The organism is Streptomyces sp. XD-27 (assembly GCF_030553055.1).
In the GTDB taxonomy this organism is placed as follows: Bacteria; Actinomycetota; Actinomycetes; order Streptomycetales; family Streptomycetaceae; genus Streptomyces.
This window is the reverse complement of record NZ_CP130713.1, coordinates 6118400-6131990: the sequence shown is the minus strand read 5'-3', so window position 1 is coordinate 6131990 and position 13591 is coordinate 6118400. Positions and strand designations below refer to the sequence as shown.

The following is a 13591-nucleotide window of genomic DNA, read 5'->3' as shown; positions in this document are numbered from 1 at the left end:
GCCCGGACGGTCAGGAGCGCACTTCGAGCAGCGGGACGAGCTGCTCGACGGCGGTCATCGAACCGTGCAGCCCCACCATCGCCGACTCCTTCGGCTCGGTCAGTGACGCGACGATCGCCACGTCGTCGGCGGCCGCGGCCACGACGTCGCCGATCCGGCCGTAGACCCGCGGGTCGACGCCGCCGCCGTGATCCGGCTGCCCGAACCAGCCCGCCGCGATGGCCTCGTCCCGCGTCGCCACCCACATCCGGTCGCCGAGCACCTCGCGCCATACCGCCGCCACGTCGGCGGCGGCGCCGGGGACGGCGTAGACATGCCGGGCGCGGGCCTCGCCGCCGAGCAGGGCGACGCCCGCGCGCAGCTCCCAGTCCTCGTCGAAGTCGATCCGGGACTCGGGGTCGAAGGGGATGTCGATCATCCCGTGGTCGGCGGTGACGTAGAGCACGGAGCGGGGCGGGAGCTGCTCGGCCAGCCGCCGGGCGAGCCCGTCGACGTACATCAGCTGGCCGCGCCACTCGTCGGAGTCGGTGCCGAACCGGTGCCCCTTGCCGTCCACCTCGCTGTAGTACGTGTAGACCAGCGAGCGGTCCCCTGCGGCGAGCTGCTCGGCCGCGAGGTCCATCCGCTCCTCGCCGGAGAGCCGGCCGTGGAAGGTCCCGCCGCTCAGCGCGATCTTCGTCAGCGGGGTCTGCTCGAAGGTGGGGGCGGACACCTGGCAGGTGTGCACGCCCGCCGCGTCGGCCAGCCGGAAGATCGTGGGGTGCGGCTGCCAGACGTACGGGTCGGTCCACGGCTGCCAGCGCAGCTGGTTCATCAGGGCGCCGGTGGCCGGGTCCATGACGGTGTAGCCGGGCAGGCCGTGGGCGCCGGGCGGCAGACCGGTGCCGACCGAGGCGAGCGAGGTCGCGGTGGTGGACGGGAAACCGGCGGTGAGCGGGGTTCCCGTGCCTCCTGTGGAGCTGGACAGCAGCGAGGTCAGGAACGGCGCCTCGGCGGGATGGGCCTTGAGCAGCTCCCAGCCGAGACCGTCGATCAGGAAGACGCAGACCCGGTCGGCGGGGGCCAGCTCCAGGCCGGAGGCGAGCCCCGGGACGCCCTGGCCGGCGGCGATCGCGGGCAGCAGGTCGGCCAGCGAACCGGTGCCGTACCGGGGTACGGGGGCGGAGCGCAGGTCGAGTACGGGCGGCTGGTGCCAGGGGGAGTCGGCGGGCGCGGAGCCGGGGGTCGGACCGGACATCAGCGGCCGGTGTCCGTGGTGGCCTCGGAGAGCGCCTGGGCGAAGGCGAGGGTCTGCCGGACGCTGTCGGGGCCGTCGCCGGCCTCGCTGACCCGCAGGCTCAGGTCGTCGGCCGTGGAGGAGCCGGTGTAGCCGTGGTCGGCCTCGCAGTTGGGGTCGCCGCAGGCGGCGGGCTCCAGGTCCAGGCGGTTCACGGCGCCCCAGCCGATGGTGAGGACGACCTCGCGGGGCAGCGTGCCCGGGGTGTACGACTCGGGGTTGGCGACGACGCGGCTGAGGACGACCGAGGAGATCCGGTCCAGCTTCACCGACTCGGTGGAGGTGGTGGCGTACGGCGACGGGGAGGTGGTGTCGGCGGCCTGCTCGTCGGTGTGGCTGACGATGAACCGGGTGCCGGTGAGGACGAGGACCGTGACATGGCGGCGGACCTCGTTGGAGTCGAAGGTGGTCTCCTGGTGGACGAGGTACGACGCGATCCGCTCGCCGCCCACGGCGGCCTCCACCGCCTCGGCAACGAGTGCCGGGTAGTAGCCGCTGCGCTCGATCGCCGCGCGCAGCCCCTGGGTCGTCGTACCGGTCTTCGCCATGAGCCCCATCCTACGGGGCCGAGCCGGTGCCGGGCCCCTCCCCCGGCGGCACCGGACCGGTCAGTAGTTCGGCAGGTGGCGCGGGCCCAGGTCGCTGCGGACCGGCGGCGGGGCGAGCCGCACGCAGGCACCGAGGACGGACAGCCCGCGCGGCGCGACGACGACGGGTTCGAGGTCGACGGCGACGATCTCGGGGTGGTCGTCCACCATCCGGGACACGCGCAGCAGCAGTTCCTCCAGGGCACCGGTGTCGACGGGCTGGGAACCGCGCCAGCCGAAGAGCAGCGGCGCGGTGCGGATGGACCGGATGAGCTCGGCGGCGTCGCGGTCGGTGGCGGGGACGAGCCGGTGGGCGGTGTCGCCGAGCAGCTCGGAGGGGGCGCCCGCGAGCCCGAAGGAGAGCACGGCGCCGGCGCCCGGGTCGATGGCGGCCCGTACGACGGTGTCGACGCCGCGCGGCGCCATGCGCTGGACGACCGGCCGCAGCTCCTCGGGGGCGCCGAGGGCCTGGGTCAACTCGGCGTAGGCCCGCCGCAGTTCGGCCTCGCCCCCCAGGTCGAGCCGGACCCCGCCGAGGTCGGTGCGGTGGCGCAGGTGCGGGGCGGTGGGCTTGAGCGCGACGGGGAAGCCGAGGCGGGTGGCGGCATCGACGGCGGTGTCGGCGTCCGGCGCGGGCAGCGCGGGCAGCAGGCTGATGCCGTACCGGGCGAGAAGCCGCTGGGCGTCGGGCGCGGAGAGCCCGACGCCGACGGCCCCGGCGGGGGCACCCCCGGCGGGCTCGTCGGGCTCGACCGCGGGGGCGGCACCGCCGGGCGGCTCGACCGCAGGAGCACGGGAACCGGACGGCCCGGCCGCAGGGCGGTGGCGTCACGGGACCCGGCCGCCGGGACCGTACCGCTCCGGGAAGGCTCGTCGGGGCCGGGACCTGCGGACTCGCCCGCCGGGGGCTCCTCCCCCGCCAGCAGCACCTCGATGTCGGCCGCGGCCCCGGCCTCGTCGATGTCGTCGTACTCCGGGACCCGGCCGGGCTCCGCCGCCTGGCGCCGCCACGCGGCATACCGCACGGCCTCGGCGAGGGCCCGCACGGCGCGCTCGGCGGCGGGATAGGCGGGGACGCGAGGGCTCCGCTCCGGCGCGGGCCTACGGGGGCGAGCCCCGCCGCCGGGCGCCCCGTCGGCCCCTGCCTCCGGTCCCGCGGGCGCCGACGCAGCCGCCGCGGGCGCGCCGGTGCCCGCGGCCCCGGCCGCCGTCGGCGCGCAACCGGGCGCGGCTGCGCCCGGTCGGCCATCGGGCGCGACGACCGTCCGAGTGCCGCCCGGTGGCGCGGCGGTTCCGCCCTGTCCTGCGGACGGGGCCGCCGCCTGCCACGCGGAGGCACGGTCGTCGTCCGGTCTGTCGGCGGTGGAGCCGCCCCCTCGGTTTGCGGGGCCCGTTCCCGTGGCGGCGGGCGTGACCTCGTCCCCATGCGGCGCGGCATCGGCGCGAGTCGGTGCCGCGAGGGCTTCCGCCAGGCCAGGGATCTCCAGGTGGACCACCGCGACCGGCTTGGTCGTGCCGCTCGCGGCGGCCGTGGCGGCGGCTTGGCGCAGTGCCGCGGCCAGGTCGGAGGCGGTCGCGCCGCCGACCCAGGGCATGGCGTTGACCACGACGGCGTCGCAGGTGCCGTCGGCCAGGGCCTCCCCCAGGGCCTGGCCGAAGTCCGCCGGACCCGCGCCGGTGGTGAGGTCGCGGGGCGGCAGCGGGCGGAGTCCCTCCGTGCGGCAGGCGTCGTACGTGAGCAGGCCGAGCGACTCGGAGTTGCCGAGGATGGCGACGCGCGGGCCTTGGGGGAGTGGCTGGGAGGCGAGCAGCAGCCCGGTGTCGGCGAGTTCGGTGACGGTGTCCACGCGGATCACTCCGGCCTGCCGCAGCAGGTCGGAGACGGTGGCGTCGGGGATGGCGGAGGTCGGCACCGCGTGGCCGGGGGGCGCGCTGCCGCTGTGCCGGGAGCCCTTGACCACGACGACCGGCTTGACGGCCGCGGTGCGCTTGGCGAGCCGGGTGAACTTGCGCGGGTTGCCGATGGACTCCAGGTACATCAGGGCGATGTCGGTGTCGGGGTCGTCGTACCAGTACTGGAGCAGGTCGTTTCCCGAGACGTCGGCCCGGTTGCCCGCGGAGACGAAGGTGGACAGACCGACGAGACCGGCGCCGCGCCGGTGCAGCCCGGACAGCAGGGCGATGCCGATGGCGCCGGACTGGGTGAACAGCCCGACCCGTCCGGCCGGCGGCATCTCGGGCGAGAGGGAGGCGTTGAGCCGCGCCCCGTCCGCGGTGTTGATGACGCCGAAGGCGCCGGGGCCGATGACGCGCATCCCGTACCCGCGGGCCTGCCGGATCAGGTCGCGCTGGCGGGCGCGGCCCTCGGCGCCGCTCTCCGCGTAGCCGGCGGAGACGACGACCAGCCCTTGGACGCCGTGTTCACCGCAGTCGGCGACGACGGACGGGACGCTCGCGGCGGGGACGGCGACGACCGCGAGGTCGACGGGCTCGGCGATCTCGCCGATGGAACGGTGGGCGGGGACGCCCTCGGGCTCCAGGACGGTCTGCCCTTGCGGGAAGGCGTGGTTGACCGCGTACGCACGACCGGTGAAGCCGCCGTCGAGGAGGTTGCGCAGCACGGTGCGGCCGACGCCGCCGGCCGCGCGGCCGGTGCCGATGACCGCGACGGAGCCGGGGGCCAGCAGCCGCTGGACGGAGCGGGCCTCGGCGCGCTGCTCGCGGGCCCGCATCACCGCGAGGGACCGGTCGGTGGGTTCGAGGTCGAATTCGAGCCGGACCACGCCGTCCTCGAAGCTGCGCTGCTGCGTGTAGCCCGCGTCCGTGAACACCTTGATCATCTTGGTGTTGGCGGGCAGCACCTCCGCGGCGAAGCGCCGGATGCCGCGCTCGCGGGCGACGGCCGCGATGTGTTCGAGGAGGGCCGAGGCGACCCCGCGCCCCTGGTGGGCGTCCTGGACGAGGAAGGCGACCTCGGCCTCGTCGGCCGGGCCGGTGGCGGACATGCCGCGCTCGTCGATGCGGTCGTACCGGACGGTCGCGATGAACTCGCCCCCGACGATGGCGGCCAGCCCGACCCGGTCGACGTAGTCGTGGTGGGTGAAGCGGTGCACGTCGCGCGCGGAGAGCCGGGGGTACGGGGCGAAGAAGCGGTAGTACTTCGACTCGTCCGAGACGTGCTCGTAGAAGCTGACCAGGCGCTGGGCGTCATCCGCGGCGATGGGGCGGATCTGCGCGGTGCCGCCGTCGCGGAGCACCACGTCGGCTTCCCAGTGGGCCGGATAGGTGTGGCGGTCCGGGTCTGACGCGGTCTGCATGGGGCCAGCGTATGCGCAGGCACTGACGGCGACACCGCCCCGCGCGGGCACACCGGCGTCCGCGGGGAAGTCCGCTTCCGGACCACTCCCGACACCATGAGAGACTGGTCTAGACAACTAGCAACGACCTGAAGGGCTACACCATGGTTGAGCGCCGCGTCACCGTCGGCTGGGCCGAGGGCCTGCACGCCCGGCCCGCCTCGATCTTCGTCCGGGCGGCCACCGCGTCGGGCGTCCCGGTCACGATCGCCAAGGCCGACGGCACCCCGGTCAACGCCGCCTCCATGCTCGCCGTGCTGGGCCTGGGCGCCCAGGGCGGTGAGGAGGTCGTCCTCGCCTCGGAGGACGAGAGTGCCGAGGCCGCGCTCGACCGCCTGGCCAAGCTGGTCGCCGAGGGTCTTGGGGAGCTTCCGGAGACCGTCTGATGCACGGAATCGCCGCGATTCCGAGCAGACAAAGGCCGCGATGTCCCGATCAGGGACACCGCGGCCTTTATCGTTTCCGCATCCATGCCGCGACCATTTCCGGCAGGGCACCCGGATATCCACCAGGGCAACGCGAAATTCTCCGCGCAGCTTTTTATGGCACCTGCTCGTCTCGCGGACCTCTTGTATACGGGCCGGTTGTTAATTCTTGACGCGCGCGGTGTTTACGGATTGTTTCGGAGCGCTCACCGCGAACGGGCGGCGCGACCGGTATTCCGCCAGGGACCGCTCCGCGTGCGCCGTGGCCAGCTCGCGGGCCCGGTCGGCGTCCCCGCGCGCCACCGCGTCCACCAGGGCGCCGTGGCCCTCCCACGCCGCCACGGCCCGCACCGTCGCCGACTCGGTCCGCACACCGCCCGGCGGCGCGGACGGGATGCGCCCCGGGTCGGCCGCGTACACCCAGTCGATCTTGCGACGGAGCTGCACCAGCAGCCCCGCCAGGCTCGGGCTGCCGGAGGCCTGGGCGAGCGTCTCGTGGAACCAGTCGCCCAGCGACCGCAGTTCACCGAGCTGGCCGCGGTGGGCCCGCTCCTGGCCCAGCCTGACCAGGCCGCGCAGCACCTTCAGATGGGCCTCGGTGCGCCGCTGGGCGGCGCGCGCCGCACCCAGCGGCTCCAGCAGTGCGCGGATGTCCAGCAGATCGGCCGCCTCCCGCTCGGAGGGCCGGGCCACGCAGGCGCCCGCGTGCCGCTTGGTGGTCACGAACCCCTCGGACTCCAGGGTGCGCAGCGCCTCGCGCACCGGCACGCGTGAAACGCCGTAGCGGCGGGCGAGGAGTTCCTCGCCCAGTCGGCTGCCGGGTGGATACACGCCGGAGACGATGTCGTCGCGAATCGCCGTGCACACCGCATGCGCCGAAACCCGGCGACCGCTCTGGATCGCAGTCGTATCGCCGGTCATTTCCGGTCCCGCATCGTCGAACCTCCGCCTTAATCCCCGCGAAACGCAGCCGATTGACGCGTGTTCCGTGAACTCTATTCCAAACTGCGGGAATTTCCGACGGCCGGCCTGATTTCATGGATATTTTTTGGCCAAGCAACAGGCCCCGGCCGGGGGCCGGGGCCTGTGCGAGAGGACGTGGCGCGATGCGCCGTGGCGCTGGTGCGCGTCAGATGGCGACGCCGTGGCCGCGCAGGTACGCCACCGGGTCGATGTCCGAGCCGTACTCGGCGGTGGTGCGCGCCTCGAAGTGCAGGTGCGGCCCGGTGGAGTTGCCGGTGCTGCCCGAGAGCCCGATCTGCTGGCCGGGGGTGACGGTCTGGCCGACCGTGACGCTGAGCGACGACATGTGGCCGTACTGGGTGTAGGTGCCGTCGTTCATCTTGATCACGACGTTGTTGCCGTACGCGCCGCCCCAGCCGGCCTCGACGACGGTGCCGGAGCCGACCGCGTGCACCGTGGTGCCCGACGCGGCGTGGAAGTCCACGCCGGTGTGGCTGCCGGAGGACCACAGCCCGCTGGAGGCGTGGTACTGGGTGGAGACGTACGAGCCCGCGATCGGCGCGACGTAGGTGTTCAGGCGCTTGCGCTCGGCCTCGCGGGCGGCGCGCTCCTTGGCGGCCCGCTCCTTCTTGGCGGCGGCCTCGGCCTTGCGCTTGGCCTCGGCGGCCTCCTTGCGGGCCTGCGCCTCCGCCTGCTGCTTGGCGGCGGCCACCTCGGCCGCCCGCTCCTGGTTGGCGGCCTGGACGCCGATCTCGTCCGCGAGGTGGTCGTCGACGACGATCGCCTGGTTCAGGCCGGTGTCCTCGAACCGCGGAGAGTCGTCGGGCGCGGCGAACGCGGGAGAGGCGACGGTCGCGACGACGCCGGAGGCGGCGAGCGTGGCCATACCGGCGATGTGCGTACCGGTGAGAGGGGTGCGGCGAGGACGGCGGTGCTTCCCGGTGGGACGGGTGAACGCCATGAGTCGGCGTACTCCTTTCCTTCCTTCTCGCCTACCGGGTTAGCTGACGGGTTCGGAGCAGGAAGGTCTCCTACGGATCCCTCCGGAGAGGCACCCGATTCACCCCAGGGGGACGTGGGTCCCCGGCTCCCCTCGGCTCACGCGTCGGGGACTCGGCGATGACTGTCCGGGTCGCGGGTGCGACGCAATCTGACGAACAGCCGGATCGACGCTAGACGCACGATCTTTCAATCACCAAACGGATCCGGCTTTTTGTTGCCCTCGCCACAGGGCAGACGGGAAGCCTCTCGCCCAAATCGGACACCCAGCGCATCAGGGGACGGAAAAGCGGAACTCCGGCGTCCTATGTGACGCCGGAGTTCCGCTTCGTCCCGTATAGGTGAGCCCCCGTCAGCCGGTGACGACCTTCACCTCACCGATCCCGAGCGCCCGCACCGGCTCCTCGATGACCGAGGCGTCGCCGACGAGCACCGTGACGAGCCGGTCGACGGGGAAGGCGTTCACGACGGCCGCCGTGGCCTCCACCGTCCCGGTCTCCGCCAGCCTCGCGTACAGATGGGCCTGGAAGTCGTCCGGCAGGTGCTGCTCGACCTGGTCGGCCAGCGTGCCCGCGACGGCCGCCGCCGTCTCGTACTTGAGCGGGGCGACGCCCACCAGGTTCTGCACCGCGACGTCCCGCTCAGCGTCGGTCAGCCCCTCGGCGGCGAGCGTGCGGAGCACCTTCCAGGTGTCCTCCAGCGCGGGGCCCGTCACCTCGGTGGCCACCGAGCCGGTGATGGCGAGCATCGCGGCGCCCGTCCCCTCCGGGGTGGAGCGCAGCACCTGCCCGAAGGCCCGTACGCCGTAGGTGTAGCCCTTCTCCTCGCGCAGCACGCGGTCGAGCCGGGAGGTGAGGGTGCCGCCGAGGCAGTAGGTGCCGAGCACCTGGGCGGGCCAGACGCGGTCGTGCCGGTCGGCGCCGGTCCGCCCGATGAGCAGCTGGGTCTGCACCGCGCCGGGCCGGTCCACGATCACCACCCGGCCGGTGTCGTCGGCGGTGATCGGCCGGTACGGGCGCTTCGACGCGGTGCCGCCGGTCCAGCCACCGAGCGTGTCGGCCAGGGCCTGGTCCAGGTCGACGCCGGTGAGGTCGCCGACGACCACGGCGGTCGCGGTCGAGGGGCGCACATGCGCCTCGTAGAACGCCCGGACCGCGGCGGCGTCGATGCGCTTCACGGTCTCCTCGGTGCCCTGCCGGGGCCGGGACATCCGGGAGTCGGCCGGGAACAGCTCCTTGGACAGCGCCATCGAGGCGCGGCGGGCCGGGTTGGCCAGCTCGTGCGGGATCTCGTCCAGGCGGTTGGCCACCAGGCGCTCCACCTCACCGTCGGGGAAGGCGGGGGCGCGCAGCGCGTCGGCGAGCAGGCCGAGGGCCTTGGACAGCCGGGAGGCCGGGACCTCCAGGGAGACCCGGACGCCGGGGTGGTCGGCGTGTGCCTCGAGGGTGGCGCCGCAGCGCTCCAACTCGGCGGCGAACTCCTCGGCCGTGTGCTTGTCGGTGCCCTCGGACAGGGCCCGCGCCATGATCGTGGCGACGCCGTCGAGACCGTCGGCCTCGGCGTCCAGCGGGGCGTCCAGGTTGATCTCGACCGCGACGACCTGCTGGCCGGGGCGGTGGCAGCGCAGCACGGTCAGGCCGTTGGGCAGCTGGTCCCGGGCGGGGGCGGGGAACGCCCACGGCTTGGCGACACCGGCCTGCGGCTGCGGGTGGAACGTCATGGCGGAGGTGACGGCGTCGCTCACTGGTTCGCTTCCTCGGTCTCGTCGTCGGTCTCGTCGGCGTCGGCGGACTGGCCTTCGGGCTCGGTGGGTTCGTAGACGAGCACCGCGCGGTTGTCGGGACGCAGCCGCGCCGCGGCGACGTCCCGCACCTCCTCCGCGGTGATGTCGAGGACCCGCCGGACCGCGGTGAGCGCCAGCTGCGGGTCGCCGAACAGCACGGCGAACCGGCACAGTTCGTCCGCGCGGCCGCCGACGGTGGCGAGCCGGTCCAGCCACTCGCGCTCCAGCTGGGCCTGGGCGCGCTCCATCTCCTCCGGCGTGGGGCCCTCGGCGGCGAAGCGGGCCAGCTCCTCGTCGATGGCGGCCTCGATGTCGGGCACCTCGACACCGGCGGAGGTCTTCACGTCCAGCCAGCCGAGCGAGGGCGCGCCCGCCAGCCGCAGCAGGCCGAATCCGGCGGCCACCGCGGTGCGGTCGCGGCGCACCAGCCGGTTGTGGAGCCGGGAGGACTCGCCGCCGCCGAGGACGGTGAGCGCCAGGTCGGCGGCGTCGGCCTCGCGGGTGCCGTCGTGCGGGAGCCGGTAGGCGGCCATCAGGGCGCGGGAGGGGACCTCCTCGCGCACCTCCGCGCGCAGCTGCTCGCCGATGACGTCGGGCAGCGTGCCGTCGCGCGGCGGCTGCTTGCCGTCGTGGGAGGGGATGGAGCCGAAGTACTTCTCGATCCAGGCCAGGGTCTGCTCGGGGTCGATGTCGCCGACGACCGAGAGCACCGCGTTGTTCGGCGCGTAGTACGTGCGGAAGAAGTTCCGCGCGTCCTCCAGGGAGGCGGCGTCCAGATCGGCCATCGAGCCGATCGGGGTGTGGTGGTAGGGGTGGCCCTCGGGGTAGGCCATGGCGACCAGCCGCTCGAAGGCGGTGCCGTAGGGGACGTTGTCGTAGCGCTGGCGGCGCTCGTTCTTCACCACGTCCCGCTGGTTCTCCAGGCTCTCCTCGTCCAGCGCGGTCAGGAGGGAGCCCATGCGGTCGGCCTCCAGCCACAGGGCGAGTTCGAGCTGGTGGGCGGGCATGGTCTCGAAGTAGTTGGTGCGCTCGAAGCTGGTGGTGCCGTTGAGCGAGCCGCCCGCGCCCTGCACCAGCTCGAAGTGGCCGTTGCCCGACACCTGGGCCGAACCCTGGAACATCAGGTGCTCGAAAAGGTGAGCCAGACCGGTACGGCCCTTGACCTCGTGGCGGGAGCCGACGTCGTACCAGAGGCAGACGGCGGCGACCGGGGTCAGATGGTCCTCGGAGAGCACCACCCGCAGGCCGTTGGCCAGGCGGTGCTCGGTCGCTGTCAGGCCGCCGGAACCGGCCTGTTGCGTGGCCGTGTGACCCATGGGCATGTACGTCCCTTCGATCGCGTGCGGGAACAGTTGCGCAACCGCGTGATGAGCAGGTGCTGTCACTCTATGCAAGCGCGCGGACATCTGGCGAAGTTCCCGCCCGGCGTCCGGACGTGCGTCAGGACGTGCGTCCGGCCGCGCGCCCCGCCACCGATCATGGGTCGCGGTCCGCGTTGTCAGTGCGGCGGTCCACAATGGTCGGCATAAGACCCAGCCTCGGCAGTTGAAGGAGCCGTAGCCGCGATGGCCCGCCGCAGCACGAAGACCCCGTCCACCGGTGGGGGCACCTCCCGGACGCAGCCTGGGGGAGACTTCGAGGAGCGCATCCTCGACATCGACGTCGTCGACGAGATGCAGGGCTCCTTCCTGGAGTACGCCTACTCCGTCATCTACTCGCGGGCGCTGCCCGACGCCCGCGACGGCCTCAAGCCCGTGCAGCGCCGCATCCTGTTCCAGATGAACGAGATGGGGCTGCGCCCGGAGCGTTCGTACGTGAAGTGCGCGCGCGTCGTCGGCGAGGTGATGGGAAAGCTCCACCCGCACGGTGACGCCTCCATCTACGACGCGCTGGTGCGCATGGCGCAGCCGTTCTCCATGCGGGTGCCGCTGGTGGACGGGCACGGCAACTTCGGCTCGCTCGGCAACGACGACCCGCCCGCCGCGATGCGGTACACCGAGTGCCGGATGGCGTCGGCGACGTCGCTGATGACCGAGTCGATCGACGAGGACACCGTCGACTTCGCCCCCAACTACGACGGCAGCGAGCAGGAGCCGGTCGCGCTCCCCGCCGCCTATCCGAACCTGCTGGTCAACGGCTCGTCCGGGATCGCGGTCGGCATGGCGACGAACATGCCGCCGCACAACCTGGGCGAGGTGATCGCGGCCGCCCGCCATCTCATCAGGCACCCGGGCGCGGACCTGGAGACCCTGATGCGGTTCGTGCCGGGTCCCGACCTGCCCACCGGCGGCCGGATCGTCGGGCTCGGCGGGGTCCGGGACGCGTACGAGTCGGGCCGCGGCACGTTCAAGATCCGTGCCACGGTGTCCGTGGAGAACGTCACGGCGCGCCGCAAGGGCCTGGTCGTCACCGAGCTGCCGTACAGCGTCGGCCCGGAGAAGGTGATCTCCAAGATCAAGGACCTGGTGGGCGCGAAGAAGCTCCAGGGCATCGCCGACGTCAAGGACCTCACCGACCGGGAGCACGGGCTGCGCCTGGTCATCGAGGTGAAGAACGGCTTCAACCCCGAGGCCGTGCTGGAGCAGCTGTACAAGCTGACGCCGATGGAGGAGTCCTTCGGCATCAACAACGTGGCGCTGGTGGACGGCCAGCCGCTCACTCTGGGGCTCAAGGAGCTGCTGGAGGTCTATCTCGACCACCGCTTCGACGTGGTGCGGCGGCGCAGCGAGTTCCGGCGCGCCAAGCGCCAGGACCGGCTCCACCTGGTCGAGGGCCTCCTCGTCGCGCTGCTCGACATCGACGAGGTCATCAGGATCATTCGATCGAGTGAGAACGCGGCGGAGGCCAAGCAGTCCCTGATCGCGCGCTTCTCCCTCTCGGAGGTCCAGACCCAGTACATCCTGGACACGCCGCTGCGCCGGCTGACCAAGTTCGACCGCATCGAGCTGGAGGCGGAGCGCGACAAGCTCAACGAGGAGATCGAGAAGCTCACCCGGATCCTGGAGTCGGACGCGGAGCTGCGCAAGCTGGTCTCCGCCGAACTGGCCGCGGTGGCCAAGAAGTTCAGCACGGAGCGGCGGACGGTGCTGCTGGAGTCGGCGGGCGCGCCGGTCTCCGCGGTGCCGCTGGAGGTGGCGGACGACCCGTGCCGGGTGCTGCTCTCCTCCACCGGGCTGCTGGCGCGTACGGCGGGTGCCGAGCCGCATCCCGGGGACGGCGGCGGCAAGCGCCACAAGCACGACGTGATCGTCTCCGCGGTCCCGGCGACGGCGCGCGCCGATGTCGGCGCGGTGACCTCCACCGGGCGGCTGCTGCGGCTGTCGGTGATCGACCTGCCGATGCTCCCGGAGACGGCGGCCGCCCCGAGCCTGGCCGGCGGCGCGCCGGTCTCGGAGTTCCTGTCGCTGGCGGACGGCGAGCGGCTGGTGTGCCTGACGACGCTGGACGAGTCCTCGCCGGGGCTGGCGATCGGCACGGAGCAGGGCGTGGTCAAGCGCGTGGTCCCCGACTATCCCTCGAACAAGGAGGAGTTGGAGGTCATCGGGCTCAAGGAAGGGGACCGGATCGTCGGCGCGGTGGAGCTGCGCACGGGCGAGGAGGATCTCGTCTTCATCACCGACGACGCGCAGTTGCTGCGGTATCCGGCGAGCCAGGTGCGGCCGCAGGGCCGTCCGGCGGGCGGCATGGCGGGCGTCAAGCTCGCCTCCGGCGCGAAGGTGATCGCCTTTACGGCGGTGGATCCCGCGGCCGACGCGGTGGTGTTCACGGTGGCGGGCGCGCGGGGCACGCTGGACGACTCGGTGCAGCAGTCGGCGAAGCTCACGCCGTTCGACCAGTTCCCGCGCAAGGGCCGGGCCACGGGCGGCGTGCGCTGCCAGCGGTTCCTCAAGGGCGAGGACTGCCTGGTGCTGGCCTGGGCGGGGGCCTCCCCGGCCCGCGCGGCGACGGCGGCCGGAGCCCCGGCGCCGCTGCCGGAGCCGGACCCGCGGCGCGACGGCTCGGGATTGGCGCTGGCCAAGCCGGTGGCGGCGATCGCCGGGACGGTGTAGCCACCGGCTTCACGCCGGTCTTCCGGCCCCGGCTCCGCGCCGGTCGTCCGGCCCCCGGCTTCGCGCCGGTCTTCCGACCCCCGGCTTCGCGCCGGTCTTCCGACCCCCGGTAAGGACAACGGGCCGCGGCACCCTTCCGGTGCCGCGGCCCCG

8 protein-coding genes, 1 pseudogene and 1 riboswitch are annotated in these 13591 nt (G+C 73.3%); of the genes and pseudogenes, 2 read left to right on the top strand and 7 right to left on the bottom strand.

All coding sequences use genetic code 11. The features are described 5' to 3' along the window. Window positions 1-10: 10 nt before the first annotated feature. The 3 genes and pseudogenes from Q3Y56_RS26705 to Q3Y56_RS26695 all read right to left on the bottom strand — a co-directional run bounded on the left by Q3Y56_RS26705 (window position 11) and on the right by Q3Y56_RS26695 (window position 5180). Window positions 11-1237: an alkaline phosphatase family protein gene (locus tag Q3Y56_RS26705; protein ID WP_304464354.1), complete on the bottom strand. Its 1227-nt coding sequence runs from the start codon at window positions 1235-1237 to the stop codon at window positions 11-13. After that, complete coding sequence (locus Q3Y56_RS26700; RefSeq protein ID WP_304464353.1) at window positions 1237-1824, bottom strand: DUF5998 family protein; 588 nt, start codon at window positions 1822-1824, stop codon at window positions 1237-1239. The genes Q3Y56_RS26705 and Q3Y56_RS26700 overlap by 1 nt, the downstream gene beginning before the upstream one ends. A gap of 60 nt (window positions 1825-1884) precedes the next feature. Beyond that, window positions 1885-5180: pseudogene (locus Q3Y56_RS26695) on the bottom strand (GNAT family N-acetyltransferase). Between the two features lie 143 nt (window positions 5181-5323). On the opposite strand from Q3Y56_RS26695, the gene Q3Y56_RS26690 reads away from it, so the two are divergent. Next, a complete protein-coding gene (locus Q3Y56_RS26690; RefSeq protein WP_304464352.1) occupies window positions 5324-5605 on the top strand; it encodes an HPr family phosphocarrier protein in 282 nt (93 codons plus the stop codon). A gap of 201 nt (window positions 5606-5806) precedes the next feature. Here the strand turns inward: Q3Y56_RS26690 and Q3Y56_RS26685 are convergent, their stop codons facing one another. The 4 genes from Q3Y56_RS26685 to Q3Y56_RS26670 form a co-directional block, all read right to left on the bottom strand. Then, on the bottom strand, window positions 5807-6565 hold the full coding sequence (locus Q3Y56_RS26685) for a GntR family transcriptional regulator (protein WP_304464351.1): 759 nt from the start codon (window positions 6563-6565) through the stop codon (window positions 5807-5809). 208 nt (window positions 6566-6773) lie between these two features. Further along, entirely contained in the window at window positions 6774-7568 is a 795-nt protein-coding gene (locus Q3Y56_RS26680) for a M23 family metallopeptidase (RefSeq protein ID WP_304464350.1), read from the bottom strand. 13 nt (window positions 7569-7581) lie between these two features. Further along, a riboswitch (cyclic di-AMP (ydaO/yuaA leader) is annotated at window positions 7582-7736 on the bottom strand. Window positions 7737-7958: 222 nt separating this feature from the next. Continuing rightward, entirely contained in the window at window positions 7959-9326 is a 1368-nt protein-coding gene (locus tag Q3Y56_RS26675; RefSeq protein ID WP_304465815.1) for a pitrilysin family protein, read from the bottom strand. A 20-nt stretch (window positions 9327-9346) separates the two neighbouring features. Next, window positions 9347-10711 (bottom strand): pitrilysin family protein, encoded by a 1365-nt coding sequence (locus Q3Y56_RS26670; protein ID WP_304464349.1) that lies wholly within the window; start codon window positions 10709-10711, stop codon window positions 9347-9349. A 243-nt stretch (window positions 10712-10954) separates the two neighbouring features. On the opposite strand from Q3Y56_RS26670, the gene Q3Y56_RS26665 reads away from it, so the two are divergent. Then, window positions 10955-13438, top strand: a complete 2484-nt coding sequence (locus tag Q3Y56_RS26665) for a DNA topoisomerase (ATP-hydrolyzing) subunit A (RefSeq protein ID WP_304464348.1) — start codon at window positions 10955-10957, stop codon at window positions 13436-13438. Window positions 13439-13591: the final 153 nt, after the last annotated feature.